The sequence below is a fragment of the Longitalea arenae genome (genome assembly GCF_016924755.1).
Taxonomy (GTDB): domain Bacteria; phylum Bacteroidota; class Bacteroidia; order Chitinophagales; family Chitinophagaceae; genus Niastella; species Niastella arenae.
Window position 1 is genome coordinate 358,721 of the sequence record NZ_JAFFJX010000008.1, and the last position, 18,429, is coordinate 377,149.

14 protein-coding genes are annotated in these 18,429 nt (G+C 46.8%); 9 read left to right on the forward strand and 5 right to left on the reverse strand.

Annotated features, from left to right (window positions below; all coding sequences use genetic code 11):
• The first annotated feature begins 127 nt into the window (after positions 1-127).
• Genes JT717_RS17820 through JT717_RS17845 form a run of 6 tightly spaced genes read left to right on the forward strand, consistent with a single transcriptional unit; the run spans position 128 to position 4,860 of the window.
• Entirely contained in the window at positions 128-991 is an 864-nt protein-coding gene (locus tag JT717_RS17820; RefSeq protein WP_205512038.1) for an STAS domain-containing protein, read from the forward strand.
• Positions 992-1,003: 12 nt separating this feature from the next.
• Positions 1,004-1,411 (forward strand): STAS domain-containing protein, encoded by a 408-nt coding sequence (locus JT717_RS17825; RefSeq protein ID WP_205512040.1) that lies wholly within the window; start codon positions 1,004-1,006, stop codon positions 1,409-1,411.
• Positions 1,392-1,805: an anti-sigma regulatory factor gene (locus tag JT717_RS17830; RefSeq protein WP_205512042.1), complete on the forward strand. Its 414-nt coding sequence runs from the start codon at positions 1,392-1,394 to the stop codon at positions 1,803-1,805. The genes JT717_RS17825 and JT717_RS17830 overlap by 20 nt, the downstream gene beginning before the upstream one ends.
• Positions 1,798-2,811, forward strand: coding sequence for an ATP-binding SpoIIE family protein phosphatase (locus tag JT717_RS17835; RefSeq protein WP_205512043.1), 1,014 nt, complete (start codon positions 1,798-1,800; stop codon positions 2,809-2,811). The genes JT717_RS17830 and JT717_RS17835 overlap by 8 nt, the downstream gene beginning before the upstream one ends.
• Before the next feature lie 2 nt (positions 2,812-2,813).
• On the forward strand, positions 2,814-4,454 hold the full coding sequence (locus JT717_RS17840; RefSeq protein ID WP_205512046.1) for an ATP-binding protein: 1,641 nt from the start codon (positions 2,814-2,816) through the stop codon (positions 4,452-4,454).
• Position 4,455: 1 nt separating this feature from the next.
• Positions 4,456-4,860, forward strand: coding sequence for a response regulator (locus tag JT717_RS17845; RefSeq protein WP_205512048.1), 405 nt, complete (start codon positions 4,456-4,458; stop codon positions 4,858-4,860).
• 119 nt (positions 4,861-4,979) lie between these two features.
• Here JT717_RS17845 and JT717_RS17850 read toward each other — a convergent pair whose 3' ends face one another.
• Positions 4,980-7,799, reverse strand: a complete 2,820-nt coding sequence (locus tag JT717_RS17850) for a TolB-like translocation protein (RefSeq protein WP_205512050.1) — start codon at positions 7,797-7,799, stop codon at positions 4,980-4,982.
• Positions 7,800-8,098: 299 nt separating this feature from the next.
• Here JT717_RS17850 and JT717_RS17855 point away from each other — a divergent pair, with 299 nt between their 5' ends.
• On the forward strand, positions 8,099-8,827 hold the full coding sequence (locus JT717_RS17855; protein WP_205512052.1) for a PrsW family intramembrane metalloprotease: 729 nt from the start codon (positions 8,099-8,101) through the stop codon (positions 8,825-8,827).
• A gap of 67 nt (positions 8,828-8,894) precedes the next feature.
• Here the strand turns inward: JT717_RS17855 and JT717_RS17860 are convergent, their stop codons facing one another.
• Both JT717_RS17860 and JT717_RS17865 read right to left on the reverse strand, forming a co-directional pair.
• The gene (locus JT717_RS17860; protein ID WP_205512054.1) at positions 8,895-9,392 is read right to left on the reverse strand and encodes a GNAT family N-acetyltransferase; all 498 of its coding nucleotides are present in this window, start codon (positions 9,390-9,392) and stop codon (positions 8,895-8,897) included.
• A 108-nt stretch (positions 9,393-9,500) separates the two neighbouring features.
• Complete coding sequence (locus tag JT717_RS17865) at positions 9,501-10,274, reverse strand: queuosine precursor transporter (protein ID WP_205512055.1); 774 nt, start codon at positions 10,272-10,274, stop codon at positions 9,501-9,503.
• Between the two features lie 344 nt (positions 10,275-10,618).
• On the opposite strand from JT717_RS17865, the gene JT717_RS17870 reads away from it, so the two are divergent.
• Entirely contained in the window at positions 10,619-13,258 is a 2,640-nt protein-coding gene (locus JT717_RS17870) for a YfhO family protein (protein WP_205512057.1), read from the forward strand.
• Positions 13,259-13,344: 86 nt separating this feature from the next.
• Entirely contained in the window at positions 13,345-14,283 is a 939-nt protein-coding gene (locus tag JT717_RS17875) for a glycosyltransferase family 2 protein (RefSeq protein WP_205512059.1), read from the forward strand.
• 116 nt (positions 14,284-14,399) lie between these two features.
• Here JT717_RS17875 and JT717_RS17880 read toward each other — a convergent pair whose 3' ends face one another.
• The gene (locus JT717_RS17880; protein ID WP_205512061.1) at positions 14,400-15,149 is read right to left on the reverse strand and encodes a LytR/AlgR family response regulator transcription factor; all 750 of its coding nucleotides are present in this window, start codon (positions 15,147-15,149) and stop codon (positions 14,400-14,402) included.
• Positions 15,150-15,364: 215 nt separating this feature from the next.
• Entirely contained in the window at positions 15,365-18,268 is a 2,904-nt protein-coding gene (locus JT717_RS17885; protein WP_205512062.1) for a sensor histidine kinase, read from the reverse strand.
• Between the last annotated feature and the right edge of the window lie 161 nt (positions 18,269-18,429).

An 18,429-nucleotide genomic window follows, 5' to 3' on the forward strand; every position in this document is an offset into this window, starting at 1 on the left:
TATACCTGTCAACCGAACAGATATAAACGATATCAGTAATACCGAACGATTGCCAGCCAATGATCAACCTTGGTTTGGCTGATCATTGTATAAAGCATACTTATAAAACTTCAACTTTTTTAAACTAATGAAACAAGACATTTCGAAGCTACTACAGAAGAAGAAAAAGAGTATTCTGGAAGACTGGATGCATTTGCAGCTTGCAGATGCCGGACTGAGAGAGGACCTGATGAGTAACGATGAATTGCGTGAGCAAAGTGCGGAGCTGCTGGATTCCCTGTTAAAAGGTATCAACGACAAAACGATAAACGATTTTAATTCCGATGAATTTGCCCCCGTATACGAAATATTGTCAGGCATTTCTATTTCGCGGGCCCGCCAGGGATTTTCACCGCGTGAAACAGGCATCTTCGTTTTCAGCCTTAAAGATGCCCTGTTAAAAACCATCGTTACAGAATTATCCAACGACCAGGGAGCCTTACTGGAAACCATCGTGAGCGTAAACAAATTACTCGACAACCTCGGTATCGTTACGTTTGAGACCTTTATTAAAGGCCGTGAAGAAGTGATCCTTCGCCAAACCGACGAAATCGCCGAAATATCAACCCCGGTTATCCAGGTATGGGATGGCATCCTGGCATTGCCCATCATTGGAACGCTCGACAGCGCCCGTACCCAGGTGGTAATGGAAAATCTCTTACAGCATATTGTTGAAACAGGAAGCACTATCGCCATCTTGGATATCTCAGGTGTACCCGCCGTTGACTCCCTGGTGGCACAGCATATTATAAAAACGGTAGCCGCTACCCGGCTCATGGGGGCTGAATGCATCATCAGCGGCATCAGACCCGAAATTGCGCAAACGGTTGTTCATCTGGGTATCGACCTTTCAAACATTGTCACCAAAGCGTCTCTCGCAAGTGCCCTGAAACATGCATTTGCTATGCTGAGGCTCGACGTTAAACGAATTCAAAAAGAAAAAGAAAAATAAGAAGATCACACTATGGACAGGATACCTATTCTCAGAATGGGGAAATTTTTACTCGTTACCATTCAAATAGATCTGTATGACCGGCTGGCTACCAACCTGGAGACCGACCTGGTATATATGGTTAATAAAACCGGAGCGAGGGGTGTTTTGATTGACATTTCTGCGTTAAGCATTGTAGACTCTTTCATGGGACGCATCCTCGGTAATATTGGAAGTATGGCCCGCATCATGGATGCCGAAACCGTAGTGGTGGGCATGCAGCCGGCGGTGGCTATTACCCTCGTTGAGCTGGGGTTGGAACTGAAAGGGGTTCATACCGCATTAAATGTTGAAAAAGGCATGGAATTACTACAGAAAAAAATTAATGGCCTCGATGACGAAGAAGATGAAATAGCAGCCAATGAGGATAGTACTGACTAAGGATACTATGAAAATAGAAAAGGAGCAGGATGTTGTTCCTTTCCGGAATCGCGTAAAGGAGTACGCGGTAAGGATCGGGATGAGTGTTGTCAATCAAACCAAATTAATTACCGCAGCCAGCGAACTCGTTCGAAATATGCTGAAATATGCCAATGGCGGCAATACGATCATTGAAGTGATCAGCGAGGGCAGGAACAGCGGCATTCGCCTGATCTTCCAGGATAAAGGTCCGGGAATAAAAGACATTGACCTCGCAATGAAAGACGGGTTTTCAACCGGGAAAAGCCTGGGTCTTGGATTGCCTGGCGCGAAAAGGTTGGTAAATGAATTTGAGATCAAGAGTAGCGTAGGCGAAGGAACAACCGTTTCAATAATCAAGTGGAAGAATGGCTAACGCACATGTTGTATTCAAAGCAAATGACCGAAGCTATTTCGCGATCCTGAAAAAAGAGATCCGCGCCATGGCCCTTACCCTTGAATTCAGCGAACGCCGGATTAGTGAAATTGATATCATAGTCGCTGAAATGGCCACCAACCTGGTGAAGCATGCCGGTGGTGGACAAATACTCGCAAAACTGATTCGGGAGAATGAACTGGATGGCATCGAGATCATCAGTATGGATAACGGTCCAGGCATCAACGACATTAACAAAATGGTGCGGGATGGTGAAACTACCAAAAACAGCCTGGGACTGGGGCTGGGCGCCATGCAACGATTGTCGGATACTTTCCAGGTCTATTCGCAAAAAAATTGGGGGACTATCATTTTATGCCGTAAATACCTGAAAGAACCACCCCGTCATGGTAAACCACCGCTGGCTGAAATAAGATCGGTTGTAATACCGAAGCCGGGGGAAATCAAATGCGGCGATAGTTTCTTTCACATTGCAAACAAAAATCATATCAAATTATTCCTGGCCGATGGCCTTGGACATGGTGCAGAAGCAGCCCGCGCCGTACAGGAAGCAGGCATAGCTTTTGCAATTTGCCAGGAGCTTCATCCGCCTGATATATTGCGCTTTATAAATTCAGCGGTGAGAAAAACAAGGGGGTTGGTTGGTATGGTTGCAGTATATGATATAGCAAAGAAAACCTGGGAAATATGCGGCGTGGGTAACATTACCACCAAGATCAACGGACCGGCCACCAACAAGAATTATATGTCGTACAACGGCATTATCGGATTGAATGTACCTCGTTCATTACATACCCAAACATTTATGCATGAAAAAGGCCAGTATATTATCATGAGCAGCGATGGCCTCCGAAGCCGGTGGGACCCGCTGAAATATCCGGGCATCCTGCGCTATGATCTTTCGATGCTGGCATTATCCCTGCTGAAAGACTTTTCACGCAATACCGACGATGCATCTGTAGCTATTTGTAAAATTAATAACTGACTATGGAAGATATTGCTAAGGTTGGGTTGGATAACGAAATGGACCTCATCATCGCGCATAAACGCTCGATGAAACTGGCCGAGCTACTGGGTTTGTCTCTTTCAGCCCAAACCTCATTTGCGACAGCAGTATCAGAAGTAGCCAGAAATACCATCGAGAATGGCAAAAGCGGCTCGCTTGTGCTGGGTGTGGATGGGCAAAAGCAAAGCAAACAAATACAGTTCATTGTTGCAGCCATTAAGAACGATAAGAATGCCGGCAATAACATGAACGGATTGGAATATGCCAAAAAGCTGGTGAACAAATATTCCGTTCTCACCACCGACTCCGAAACCTTCATTGAGTTGTTCTTTGCCGTTCCCCATGTGGTTAAAATGGATGCGGCACGCCGCGATGAATGGCGAACCTTCTTTCGCAACGAACCTTCCTTCTCCCCATATGAGGAAATAAAAAAACAGAACGAACGGCTGCAGGAATTATCGGTGCGGTTACAGAAAAGCGAAGCGCAATACAAAACGCTCACGAATTCGCTGCCGCTGATGATCTTTTCCCTGCAGCCCGATGGCCAGCTGATCTATGCCAATGACTGGCTGCTCCGCTATACAGGAGAAAGCATTGAAAAGTTGAATGCGACCCGATGGAAGCAGGTCGTGCACAAAGATGACTACGATGCATTCATCCTGTTCTTCAATAATAAGATCGCCCAGGATGCCGCCAACATAAAAACGCAGGCCCGCATAAAACACCACATCAGTGGCGAATACCTTTGGCACCAGATATCCGTTTCACCATTTTTAAACGAACGCGGCGAATTGCAGTACTGGATAGGTTACCTGGTAGATATACACACACAAAAAGTATTTGAAGAGACCCTGAAAGATAATTTTGAATTAAAACAGGTACGTGATGAACTGAAAGAAAACCAGAGTAAACTGGAAAAATATATTGGCGAACTCAACCAGAGCAATTTCGAATTACAGCAATTTGCTTTCGTTGCATCCCATGACCTGCAGGAACCCGTAAGAAAACTGATGCTGTACAGCGATTATATGCTGAACCGCTATACGGAACACATGGACCCCAAGGGAATTGAATATCTAAAGATCATTCATTCCGTATCGGGCCGTATGCGTACACTTATCCAGGACCTGCTCGCCTTTTCACAGATCAATAAATCCCAGATCCACTTTAGCCAGGTAAACCTGAATAAAGTAGCCGGTTATGCGCTGCAGGATCTGCAGTTGGCGATAGAAGAAAAAAAGGCCGTCATACATATCGATCCTTTGCCAACGGTGGAAGGAGATGAAAGTTTATTGCGGCAGCTGTTCGAGAACCTTATCACCAACTCACTGAAATATTGCAGCTGTGATGTGCCTCCCGAAATAAACATCAGTTACCGGCAGGTGGGCGATAACCACGAGATCACTTTTAAAGACAACGGCATAGGTTTCGATGAAAAATATGCCCCCCAGATCTTCAAGCTGTTCCAACGTTTGCATGCCCGTGATCAATATGAAGGAACCGGTTTGGGACTGGCCATTTGTTTAAAGATCGTTGAAATTCACCGGGGCGTCATCTATGCCACCTCCAGTGAAGGCCAGGGCGCCAGCTTTTTTATTACACTACCAATCAGAACATCATAATATGGCAAACAACCAAGCTAAAATATTACTGGCCGACGATGATGCAGATGACCGCGCTATTCTGCAGGACGCTATGATGGAGCTGAAAGCGGATCAAAAGCTTTGTTTTGCGCACAATGGTGAAGAAGCCCTGCGCATCCTTGGCAGCGATTTCAACGCCGAATACCGGCCTGCATTGATCATCCTCGACCTTAACATGCCTAAATTGAATGGCACCGAAACCCTGCGGCGCATTAAAAGCGACGAGCGTTTCAACAATATTCCCGTCATCATTTACAGCACCTCGTTAAATCCGCTGGAAAAAGAAAAATGCATGCTGCTCGGCGCACACTCATATATCACCAAACCAGTAACTTTTAAAGAAAGTATGGACACGGCGAAGGCGTTCCTTGAGTTTTGTGAGTGATCGATATAGGTTTTACGTTTGTCGTTTGTAGTTTGTCGTTTGTGGTTTGTCGTTTGTGGTTTGTCGATCAATAGCTAACTAACTGAACAACTTTGAACTTTGAACGGTGAACTTTGAACTTATCTCCCCAACAAATTGATCGGCAAAATAAACTCCCACTGGTTCGGCCCAAGCCCTTCCACTTCCCCATCGAACAGGCGGCTGTAACGAAAACCGAAACTCACCGGGTATTCATTCCACCATTTGGTATCGAAGAACAATTCTCCACCGGCAGACCGTAGCTGCCAGGTCGTATTCCCCCTGAAATATTGCAGTTCGGTATAATCATAAAAGGCATTGGCGCGCACCCGCAGGAAATACACAATATTCCCAACCCCCAGATCAGGATATACCAGGGGAAAATGATAATTAAAGCCCACTTTGTACATATCGGGTAAAGTACGGGCATTCACCGCCAGGTAACCGCGCGAAAAAGGAAAGCTGTTTGAAAAGCTGTAATCGCCTACGGTGTCCCGTTTCTGATAAGCGCCTGTGATCACCAGGTTATGGGTAGGCGCCACGCCGGGCAGGTATAAGGCGCCGCTCGTTAACCATTGAAACCCGCTATAGGTATTAATGATCGTTCTGTAACGGCTGAGCAAACTGAGCCCGTACCGCGGATAAATATGTTGCCGCGCCACCTGCGACTGCATGGTGAACTGAACCGACCCATCGGCAAACTCGAACTGCTTGTCCGGATAACGGCCCTTGGCAAAATTCGTATAATTCACCTGGTGATGGTTTATGCCCCCCGAAACAACCAGGCGGCGATTGAAGCGGCCGCCATTGAAAGTAAAGGGGAACTGTAGCCCCAGCCGGCCATTGACCTCATTCCAGGTCTTTGTGGCCGGACTGTCATTCTCCTTGCGGTCGAAAGTGCCGGCAACGCCCAGCGTAAGGTAAGGCCACCAGCCGCCATAAATGGCCGTAGCACCCACCTCCTTGAACTTCTCATCGGTATTGTAGTTAAAATAGATCTCCGTTTGCAAGGTATTCAGCACATTCTGCCCGATGAGCGAGAACGTATAATCCGGTTCGGCAATATAGGGCCGCCAGCTGTGAAAATTGACCAGGTTAAAAGACTTGCGGTAACGGCTGATGGGATAACTCCGCGCGGTATCAATCGGCAAAGGCTGATCCTCCTGTAAGGGATCCAGCTCATAGGCAAACAAAGGAGCAGTGAATGCTTCAGCGCTCACTGGCTGCCAGTTCTCAGGCTTTAGTTCTTCCTGCACCATATGATAACCGGCAGCCGTAAAAGCGGTATAAATGGCTTTATTGCCACTTGTGCTCCACTGGTAATTGCCGGTGCCCCTGTTGGCAGGCGTATGTAATTGGTAGATCTTCCCGTTCACCCAGGCATAAAGCTCGTCTCTCAACCTGCCCGCAGCCGTAAAGGTAATGGTATCGCCCTGTACAGCCGGAAAACCAACTACCCGCGTGGTGCGGGGAAACAGTTCTTTCAGGGAACCGTCATGAATATTCACCAGCGCCAGCGTGTTTACACCAGCCGCTGTACGAATGCCCGATATCACCGTTTGCTGATCAAAAAATTTAGGCTGGCTATAGAACAAGCCGGCTGGATTGGGTACTTTTTTGAGAATAGCGCCCGACGCCGCATCCAGCAAATGCAATGTGGCGGCACCACCCGGCTGTACGTCAACAGCCACGATCTGTTTCCCATCCGTTGAAATATCGGGGGCAAAATAATTTGAGCGGTGGGTAAGTGTCTGTTGCCAACCGGTTTTTAGATCCAGCACTTTCAACACACTATAATTTTTCCAGGCCCATTGTACATCGGCTTCATAGGCAGCATATACGATCTTACCATTGCGGTATGAAAAGTAATTGTCAAGCGAAATGTCTTTTGTTCTCAACCGGCTATCTGTCTTGCTGCTGAGGTCGCGGATATAAAACGCCGGTATTTTTTTATAGCTGCTTTTAACCAGCACCACGGTGTTATCGTTTATCCATTGCGGAAACTCTTCATCGCCGGCAAAATGCCGTTGCTGCTGCGCCCAGCTGCTGACGGCGTCCCCTTCTGAAGAATCTGCATAATTTTGAAAATAGGTAATTGCATCCTGCCGGAAGCTATGATAGCCAGCCCCGCTGTATTTTTTAATCGCCCGTTGGAAAGGGTACAGCACACCGTTAAAACGGGCCGCATCGCCGGTCACCTTCTTCCAGAATTCAGGGCCGTACTTTTCACGGCCATAAGCCACCTGCATATAGCCAAGCCGGTAATGGTCGGGCACGAGATCACGCAGTGAACCATTGCGCAGTTTCATCCAGGAATAATTCTTATTGGCCAGCCATAACGACCGGTAATCGTTAAAAAAGAAAGGCAGCCGTCCCCTGCCCTGCCTGCTTTTCAATGTTTCCTGGTACACGGCATCACCTTCCCAGAACCAGTTGGGAATGGCCGCACTATTGGCCATGGCCAATCCTTCCTGGCCAAACAAATAATAAGCAACTCTTGATAGTCCTTTCCTGAAATTATTATACTGCTGCACATGCCGGTATTCATGCAATGCCAATGTATGGTACCAGGGTAAGGTGCCCAGTTCAAATGGATTCTGCGGCGGCATCAGGTAAAACTCGCTGCGCCAGGGGCCCAATCCCACATAAGCATTGGAGATAGTGGTGCGCGGTTGCAGCACGATACTCACCTTGCGCAGCCGGCTGCCGATGGTAGGCGCTGTCTGAACCGCAAGCCTTTCCGAAGTGGCAGCAATATCAGCAGCCTGTTTTTCCAGGCCCAAACCCGAAGGGAAAATAACCCGCACGGTATCGGTATTGATCTGGTTCCATTTGGTGGAGGGGGGATGGCCACCAAACTGCTGCGCCTGCAATAAATTATATACGGATAAACAACAGATGAAAACAAAAAGCTTTTTCATTACTTGCTTTTAAAGGACTATATAACCCTGAAAATAGTTCCTTTTTTCAAAATACAGCTAACAAATTCGGCAGTCGTTATTCATGGATCGGCAAGTATTAAACGAGGGTCGGCAGTTGCGAAAGGTAGCTGGCGATTCGCCAGGGTTCGGAAATGACTACTGAAAATTGCAAACTGAAAACTGGTATTTTCGATTGTAAACTGAATTTTGGGATTTCTGTTTTGGAACTTGTATCTTGGGCCCGATTGCCTGCTGTACCACGTTCTGTTCTACCTGGGGTTTAAAACATTTTTGTAAACATGCTTTCGTTACTGGCTTTGGCTATTGCACCCGGTGCGGCTATTACATTATACATTTATTCAAGGGACAAATATGACCGGGAACCGTTGAAGCCCCTGCTGATCTCTTTTTTACTGGGTATGGTGGCCACTGCGCCGGCCATTTACATCCAGGTCTTACTGAAACCTTTACTGTATCTCCAGTTTCCCGGTTTTACCATTTGGTATTACTTTTTACTGTCATTTATTGTGGTGGCTGCCAGTGAAGAGGGCAGCAAGTACCTCATGCTGCGCTGTTATGCCTATCGCAACAAAGCATTTAATGAACCCTTCGATGGCATTATTTATTCGGTGATGATCAGCATGGGATTTGCCACGCTCGAGAACATCGATTATGTATTGAATTATGGTTTCAGGACCGGCCTCATCCGTTTATTCATCTCGGTACCCTCACATGGCGCTTTTGCCGTATTGGCCGGTTACCATGTAGGCCTGGCCAAATTCGATCAACCCCATGCTATAAAACATATTGTAAAAGGTCTGTTGCTCGCCATTTTCTTCCATGGCGCATTTGATTTCTTTTTGTTATTGCAGAACAGTTCGCAGGTAAAACAATATGTATCGAATGGATTACTGATCACCGGTGCGCTGGTAGCCTGGTCTATTGCCATTCGTATGGCGGTAAGATCTATCCGGTTACATGAAGAGCTCTCCCGCAAACATAATCAATGTGATAATTCGATAATTTAATAGAAAAACGTTTTGCCTTGTTTTACATTATCACATCATCACATTATCACATCATCACATCATCACATTAGCCGTTCAGTTTCTTTTCCATAATATAGTCTATCATAAAATACCCATTCCCAATATCAATGTCTTCTTCCTTAACAACAGTAAAGCCCAGTTTTTCATAAAAAAAGCGCGCCTTGTTAGAGCGGTTTACGTTGAGGCGTAAGGTGTGGATGCCCCCGGTTTGCAGTTGTTCAATAACGTGATCGATGAGTTTCTTCCCAATGCCCAGGCCCTGGGTGTGGGGATGCACATAGATCTTATGCAATTTGCTTATGCCTGGTTCTATGGTAGAATAAGACGCGAAGGCGACCGGCTTGCCGCCCGATTCAACGATCAGAAAGATGTGTTGCTGATCCAATAGCTGCTTACGCAAAGAAGAATTGCTGTAGATCAGTTCGAGCATATAGGCCAGTTGGTCGGGCGACAGGATCTCTCCATAGGTTACAGGCCATATCTCCCGTGCCAGCCGTTCAATAGTTATAAGGTCTTCAACAGTTGCATAACGGATATTAATCATGCTGCAAATCTACACATTTGCACAGCACATCAGCACATCAGCACATCAGCACATTAGCACATCAGCAAATCAGCAAATCAGCACATTAGCACATCAGCAAATCTCACATCATACTTCCTTTCCCATCGCAGCCAGTTTCATCTGCCTGGCGGTTTCAGGCCCGAGGTACTGCTCTATCCGCCTTTCCGCCACATAAATAACGGGTGTTAAGATCAGCGCCATGAGAAATTTATACGTATAGTTCATTACGCCAATGGCCAATATTTGCTGCCAGGTGAAAATGCCGCTGAAAGCAATGAACAATACAATATAGCTATCTACCAGCTGAGATACCACGGTTGAACCGGTTGCCCGCAGCCACACATGTTTTTCACCAGTGCGCTTTTTTATTTTATGAAAAACGGTCACATCTACGATCTGGCTCACCAGGAAGGCTACCAGGCTGCCAATAATGATGCGCATGCCCTGTCCGAACACACTGTCAAAAGCAAGTTGCATATCTGGAACGCCCTCTTTTGTCCGGCTGCTGACCCAGAAATCGGCAGCAGGCACATGAATGGCCAGGTAAAACATCAGGAAGGCATAGGAGATCAACCCAACGGCAATATAACTGATGCGGCGCACGGCTTTAGGTCCATAAAATTCATTGATTATATCGGTCATTACAAACTCCAGCGGCCATAACAAAACCCCGCAGGTAAGCGTAAAGGCCAGTCCGCTTTGACCGAACAGGGTGATATTGGCAGGCTGGGTATTCAGCAGCTTTTCCAGGGAGAAGAGTTTGGTCCCGATGCATTCCGCGATCAGGGCATTGGCAACAAAAAATGCAGTGAAAAATACGAACAGCCGGGTAGGTTTATCCTTAATTATAGATTGGATCATCTTATAAAAAGTATTATCTGGGGCAATAAAAAGAGAAAATTAGTAATTATAAGCCATCTCGGGAAATGTTTCCACGCGGTCTTGCGTTTGAGGATAAAAATGAGCATGAACAGGTTTACCGTCAGGTTCAACAGAAAAGCGATCAAAATGCCTAAAATAAGCACCAGGGATACAAGTTCACCAGGCTGGCCTTCTTTAAGCACCGGATAAAGCCGCATACCCCACACTAACACAAAGCAAACATTACAAATAAAAGCTACCCGACTGAAAAATATTAAACTTTGCATATAGTCAACTTCCTGTAAAATTGCATTATTTTGCCCAACTATTAATTATTTGCAATAATGAAGAAAATAAGCTGGCAACAGGTAATGCCACATCTGGTATCCATTGCTATTTTTTTGATAGTAGCCATATTCTTTGCGAAACCTGCCCTGGAAAGCGACACCGTGATGAAGCAGAGCGATATTACGCACTGGGAAGGTATGGCGCACCAGTCATTCCAGTATAAAGAGAAACATGGCCGGTTCCCGTTGTGGGCAACCAATATGTATGCGGGTATGCCAGCTTATCAGATCGCTATGGATGGTCCCTGGACCCCTGTTCATCTGGTCGATAAAATAATGCAACTGGGATTGCCCAAGCCCATCAATATGTTCTTCCTGGCCTGCGTTTGCTTTTACATCCTGTGCATGTGCCTGCGTATTCGGCCCTGGGTGGCTGTTATTGGCGGATTGGCGTTTGCCTATAGTACCACTTTCCCCATATTCATAGCAGCCGGTCACGATACCCAAATGCTGGCCCTCGCTTATGCACCTGCTGTATTAGGGGGTGTTATCTTACTCTTCGATGGAAAATACATCGCCGGCTTTGTGTTAACTACGCTGTTCTGCGGTTTGCAGATCGCGCAGGGGCATCAGCAGGTAAGCTATTATATGTTCCTCGTGATCGGTATTATGGTCCTCTTCTTCCTGATCCAAAGCTTCCGTTCGGGTATATTGGCCCGGCAACTGAAAGCGACCGGACTCACGGCCCTGGCTACCGTCATCGGTGTTGCCATCAGCGCCGTAACCCTCCTGACCGTCTACGATTATTCCAAGGAATCAAAACGGGGCGGCCAGCTGGTAATGCCCAATAGAAAGAATACCCAGGATGTAGTTCAAAACGATAAAACAAAAGGCCTGAGTAAGGCATATGCGTTTGACTGGAGTTATGGCTGGAGCGAATCCCTCTCCCTGATGTTCCCGGGCGTTAAAGGTTATGGTCAAACCTATGGTGAACGCGATGGCGACCAGTTCATATTTCCTAAACTCGATGAAAAATCGAATTACGCCGAATATCTGACAGAGAAAATGGGCTATCCTGAGGAGCAGGCTGCCCAGGAAGCCATGCAGGCAAGCGGTGGCTTGTATTGGGGCGATCAGCCATTCACTTCGGGTCCCATTTACCTGGGCGCCATCATCTGTATGCTGTTCATATTTTCCCTGGTTTACCTGGATGGCACCCATAAATGGTGGATACTCACAGCCGCCATCCTCGGTGTTTTGCTGGCGCTGGGAAAACATTTCCCTTCCTTCAATTATTTCCTGTTCGATTACCTGCCTTTTTATAATAAATTCCGGGTGCCTACCATGGCATTGGAAATCACGGGGATGGTAGTACCGGTTGGTGCGGTGCTGGGCCTCGAGAAACTGGTTGCTGCTACTACTATCGACCTAAAGAAAATTCAGCTGGCCGCTATCATAACCGGCGCTGTATTCCTGGTAGCCATCGGGCTCTATTTCACTTCCGATTACAGCAATGAAAACAAAAAGCGTACAACCGCCATCGTTTCATTGTTGCAGTCCCCCAATACCAATAATACCAATTTCAGGTCTATCCTCGATTCCATCAACAAAAATTATCCGGCCCAAATAGATAATAAATTCTTTGAGCGCTTCCTCTACCAGGCGAAGAATGACCCTGCTGTAGCACGCGGCCTGCTGACCGCATTGCGCGAAGACCGTCAGGCGGCTTATGGCGCCACCCTGGTACGTTCACTGATCTATGCGCTGCTGGCCATGGGTATCCTGTTCGTTTTCATTCACAAAAAGATCAACGCCCTTATGATGCTGGCCGGTATGGGTCTGCTGGTGACCATCGATCTCGTGAGCATGGCCAGCAATTACCTGAACAGCTACAGTTTCGGCAGCAAGGAAAATTATGAGGCGGCTGAGTTTCCCTTAACCGCCGCCGACCAGGCCATTCTCAAAGACCCGGACCCCAATTTCCGGGTATTGAATACCACCGCAGGTGATCCTTTTGCCGGTGATTCGCGAACTTCTTACTACCATAAATCTATTGGCGGTTATCACCCCGCACGTCTGGGTATTTACGATGATCTCATGGAATACCAGTTGTCGGGCTCGCCGAATTTCGCGGTCCTCAACATGCTCAATACAAAATATTTCATCCAACAGGTCGATCAAAATAATGTGGCCGCTGTTCCCAATCCCAATGCATTAGGCAATGCGTGGTTTGTGAAAAGCGTACAATATGTAGCTGGTCCGGTGAAGGAAATGGAAGCCCTGAACAATCTCAATCCGGCGGAAGTAGCGATCGTTGACAACGCCTTCAAATCGCAATTGAGCGGAGCCGTGCCTGCCGATAGCAGCGCCACTATCCGGCAAACTGCTTTCGATAATGAGGCCATCAGCTATGAGAGCAATAGCAATGCACCCCATGTAGCGGTGTTCAGCGAGATCTTTTATAAAGACTGGCATGCCTATATCGATGGCAAAGAAGTACCGGTAGCCAAAGCCAATTATATATTGCGCGCGCTGCTGATACCAGCCGGCAAACATAAGATCGACTTTAAGTATGAACCGAAAGTGTATCGTATGGGCAGTACCATCACAACCATCTCCGCCTGGATCCTGGGTCTGTTGATCCTGGCTTATCTCGGCTGGTTGTTAAGGCCCATGATCGCAAACAATAAAAAATAATCCTGCATAATGCAGTAATAATGAATGTCGAAGTGAGGCCCACTTCGACATTCATTTTTCAACACGAGAAACTGGTTACCATTAATATGACCACTCCGACTACAAGTACAGGCATTGCTATTGTTATCATTACCTATAACCGGCCCGAAGATGCGCTTGAACTCGCGCAGAACATCAGCCGCTTACAGCAGGTAACAACGCTGTGCAGCGAGGTGATCATTGTTAACAACCAATCTACGGTGTCTTATGCAGCCCTGGAAGCCTTTATAGCGCAAAACCCGCATATCCCCTTCCGCTATTTTAAAACGAACGAGAACCTGGGCGTTAGCCGCGGCCGCAATTACGCCATTCAGCAAAGCACCGCTCCTTATCTCGTATTCCTTGATGACGACGCGCTGTTCAGGAACCTCGATGCGCTGCAGTATATTCCGCAGATCTTCAATGAGTCCCCGGCGGCTACCAACCAGCGCACCGGCATCATCTCGTTCAAAGTGTATTATCATTCCACCGGCGAATTACAGAAAACCGCTTTTGCCCATAAACAGTTTGACCGGCGTAAGGACTGGCATCATTTTCAAACCGCTTATTTTGTCGGCTGCGCACATGCCATTCACCGAGATGTTTTTGACAAAACAGGCTACTACCCCACTAACTTCTTTTATGGAATGGAAGAATACGATCTCAGCTACCGCGCCATTGATGCCGGTTTTGATATCGTCTACGACGACCGCGTAGTTATTCTGCATAAAGAATCGCCATTGGGCCGCCTGCCCAATAAAGAAAAACTGCGCGGCATGTGGGTGAATAAAAGCAAGGTTGCCTGGAAGTTTTTGCCACTGATCTATTTCATAAGCACGGCATTGATGTGGAGTTTTGAATACCTGCGTAAGAGCGGGTATCATTGGCCGGGATGGCTGAAAGGCTGGCGGGAAATATTCCGCATTCCGGCCAGCGAAACAAGAAGGCCGGTAAATAAGAAAGGCCTTAGCTATCTGAGAAAAGTAGAAGCCAGGTTGTGGTATTGATGGTGAATGGTGAATGGCCAAAGGTGAATAGTCAATGGTCAATGGCTCGCGAGTTTTTAAGATAATAACCGATCTTGCGCCGCCAATCTGTTCCGGCTTTTCCTTTCCGTCTTCCGTTACTTATAACCAAACTTCCCTAAAAATTCTTCTTTCCGCCGGGTAGCCACTTCAATCAGCGCATTGTCGCTCATTTCAATTAATCCGCCCCTGCCCTTGTGGTATTTCTTAACGAAGTTCAAATTAATGATATGTGAGTTATGTATCCGGAAGAAGATCTCGGCAGGTAATATCTCTTCATATTCTTTAATGATCCTCGATGAAACGTATTTCTGGTTATCTGTGGTATGAACGTAGGTATAGCCTCCTTTGGCCTCAAAGCGAATGATCTCCGACAGCTGCACAAAAACCAATCCATCATTATTCGGCAGGGCGATCTTTTGCAGCGAGGAATTCGGCCTGTTGATATTGAACATCAGATTCTGCAGCTGCACATTGATGTTCTTGAACCGGATGCGCTCCTTGGCTTTAAGCACGGCAGTCCTCAACTCGTCGATACTTACCGGTTTCAATAAATAATCCAGTGCACTGTATTTAAACGCTTTTAAGGTATATGCATCAAAGGCGGTAATGAAAATGATCTCAAAATCTATGGGCATTATTTTATCGAGCAGGTCAAAGGCGTTCCCATGTGGCATTTCAATATCCAGGAATACCAGTTGGGGTTGTTGGGCAGCAATCAGCGGAATGGCCGTTTCAGCACTAACGGCTTCACCGATTATCCGTACATCGGGGCAGCTTTCGTTTAATAATCCTTGTAAAATTCTGATGTTCTTAGGCTCGTCGTCAACTATAATAGCGTTAATCATACAACAAAGAAAATGAATATATCAAAAAACACGGAAATTTATTGTCACGTCGTTGCTAATGCATTGTGAAATTTTCATAGCTCCATCTCCGTCACAGTATTTTTTCGGTCATTCCCTGTTTGAAACAGGCGCTTACTCAATATTTATTGTGCATTTCACATTTACATACATGTTGTAACACTGCATTTACTAAAGATAAGCTTAAAGCAGTAACATTATAATACAGGGAAACATATAGTGACCCTTGTGCCCAGGGCCTGGTGATCGTTATCTTCCAGGTCATCTATTTTCATCGATATCTTTTCTTCATGCTCCTTGTTGAACATCGTGATCCTGTCGGCGGTCAGCGACAGGCCCTTCGATTGATAATTGATGGGAGAAATACTTTTATATTCCCTGGCCGCTTTTCGTCCAATGCCATTGTCTTCGAGGATACAGATCAGATGACCCCCTTCCCGCTTAACGGAGATCGTTACAATCCCATTTTTATCACGCCGGTAACGCAATCCATGCCGCACACTGTTCTCCACAAAAGGCTGCAGGATCATGGGCGGAATATAATATTCACCGGGGATAACGGCCTCATCGATGATGACCGACCAGGTGAAAGCATCTTCCAGCCTTGTTCTTTCCAGTTCAAGGTAGTTGGTCAGATAATCCAGCTCTTCTTCGAGGCTGATCTCCGGTTTGGAGGAAAAGTCAAGCGTTTGCCTGATCAGCCGCGAAAACCCGGAAATGAATTTATTGGCGCCGGCCACGTCAGAGTCCATCACATATTGCTGAATGGAGTTGAGGCTGTTAAAAATAAAATGCGGGTTCATCTGTGCCTTGCGCGACAACTGTTCCAGCTCGCCGATGCGTTTACTGATAGCTGTTTTTTCCTGTTCCCGTTTGTGAATGCGGCGAATAAAATAGGTGACGGTAAGGCCTGTGGCTGCCAGGAACAGCAAGCCTGCCAATACCCTGAACCAGGTTTTCTCATACAATAGTTTTTCAATGGTAAACCGGGCCAGCACCATCTTACTGGGCACATCGAATTTGTTAATGGCCTGCAGCTGCAGCTCGTAATCGCCCGAAGGCAGGGTGGGATAATTCAAAAAACTTACCTGAGTTTCGTTCCAGCTGCTGTCGAGCCCCAACAGGCGGTAGCGGTAACGGATATTGCCGTTCGACTTATAGGAAATACCCACATAATTAAAGCGGATATTGTTTTTATCATGGGGAATAAGGGAAGGCGCATCCGCCGGATGATATGTTTTTCCACCGATGGTAATATCAACAAAGCGCAGGTCGCAGCGCGACTCGCCTGCTATCTTTTCCTCATCAAAAAAGGTTACTCCCTCCGGCGTTGCCACAAATACTTTTTTATCGACTACGCACACATCATTAATAATATCAGACAGTAAACCATCGCTGATCGTATACTTCTGAATGGGAAAGCCGGGAAATTGCACATTCACTTTGTTCAGGCCTTTATCAGTGCCCACCCACAGCAGGCCATCGCTATAGTGAAGCGCACGGCAAATATTACTCGTAAGCCCTTTGGTACGGGTGATATGTTTCAGCAGCCGGCCGTTTTGCCAGGCAATCAATCCTTCGCCGGCTGTAGCCACCCACACGATATGATTGCTGTCTTCCCGCACAGCGGCTATCCGGCCCTGAAAGGCCCGCAGCTGATCGCCCAGGTAATGCGCTTTTTTATCCGGACCGATCTGGTATAAACCATTCAAGGTGCCGATATAGATGGTTTCATTGTTCGAGAATAAACAGGTAGCGCGGTCATGCCACAACGTATCCTTGACCTTCAGGGTTTTCTGGTCTACGGTCAGCACATTTTTTTCAGTAGCCACCAGTACAAATTCCCCGTGGGCCTGCAGGGCCTTCACAGATATACAATTTAACAGGTCCGAGTAGGTGGCCGGATCCCATGAGGCCAGTTTTACCAGGAAATGTTTCGTACCCAACAATATCCTGTTTTTTTCTACGGTGCTTCTTAATAAAACAGGTTTGGGAGCTGGCCAGGAAAAAGAGAACCTGCCTTCGCGCCTGCCGGTTTGTGCCGACAGCCTATTCACCTGTAACATGGTAGTGGCCGCAAGTACCCAACCATTAAATGGTAATAAAGACTCCACCTGGTTATCCTGCAATTCGCTGTTGGTAAACTTCAAATTCAGTACAACCGGGGAATTCAGCCGGTAAACGCCGTTTCCAAACGTACTGAACCACCAGTTGCCTTCCGAATCCTTGAAAATATTACTGACCGTAATCCCAGGCAGGTAATGCTGTACACTGTCGGGCCTCGTTCGGTCGTACACCCAGGCCCCTTCCCGCGTACAACCACCTATGTACTGGTGATCGATCACTGCATAATTCACGTGTTTGGCTTTGAATTTATACGGGTAATAATGCTGCCCGTTTTCCTGCATAGACGCTACGGTGATCAGCTGTTCATTGGTTCTGCATACCAGTGTTTCATCCACAAGCGATGCATGATTAAAATGTTGGATGCCGAAGTCGACCGTTTTCCATAAGGTGAACCGGTTATTTTGCAAGACCATTACGCTGTCATTTTGCACCACGTAAAATCCGCCGGCCTTACGGTGTCCAACAACGCTTAAATTATCGAGCGGCTTATTTCCAATAGTAGTGATTGTAATAGCTTCTCCGCCCGGCTTTATTAAATGAAGCCGGGCTAATTCCTGCAGCAGAATATTCCCTTCATTGTCTTCCGCCATATGTACTATATTATCGCGGATCGGCAATTTTTTCAGGAGGGGATCATTTTCGCGGTTGTAGATCTTTCCTTTATAATAATAGCAGATGGTCTTCCTGAACGGAGCAATCCAAACGCGGCCTTTGGAGTCGCCAAACAGCTGGATCACCTCATTATCCGGCAGGCCATCTTCCATGGAAAAATTGCTGAAATGGGTGCCATCAAAACGGCTGAGCCCGGTTTCGGTGCCGAACCACATAAAACCAGCTGCATCCTGGGTCATACAATAAACGGTAGAACCGGCCAGCCCTTCTTTACTGTCGTAACGTGAATAACTATGCTCCTGGCTGAATAACGGGGAGCACCATACAAGCAGGAAAAGGACAGAAACTAAGCTGGTTTTCATATTACCGAGTAAAAATAACCGTTTAACATTAAACGACCGGAAATCTGATAGTCACCCGGGTACCGAGCGCCTCTTGCTGCTCGTCTTCCAAGTCATCGATCTGCATCGTGATTTTTTGTGCATGTTCTGTATTGTACATGGCTATCCTGTCGGCCGTTAAT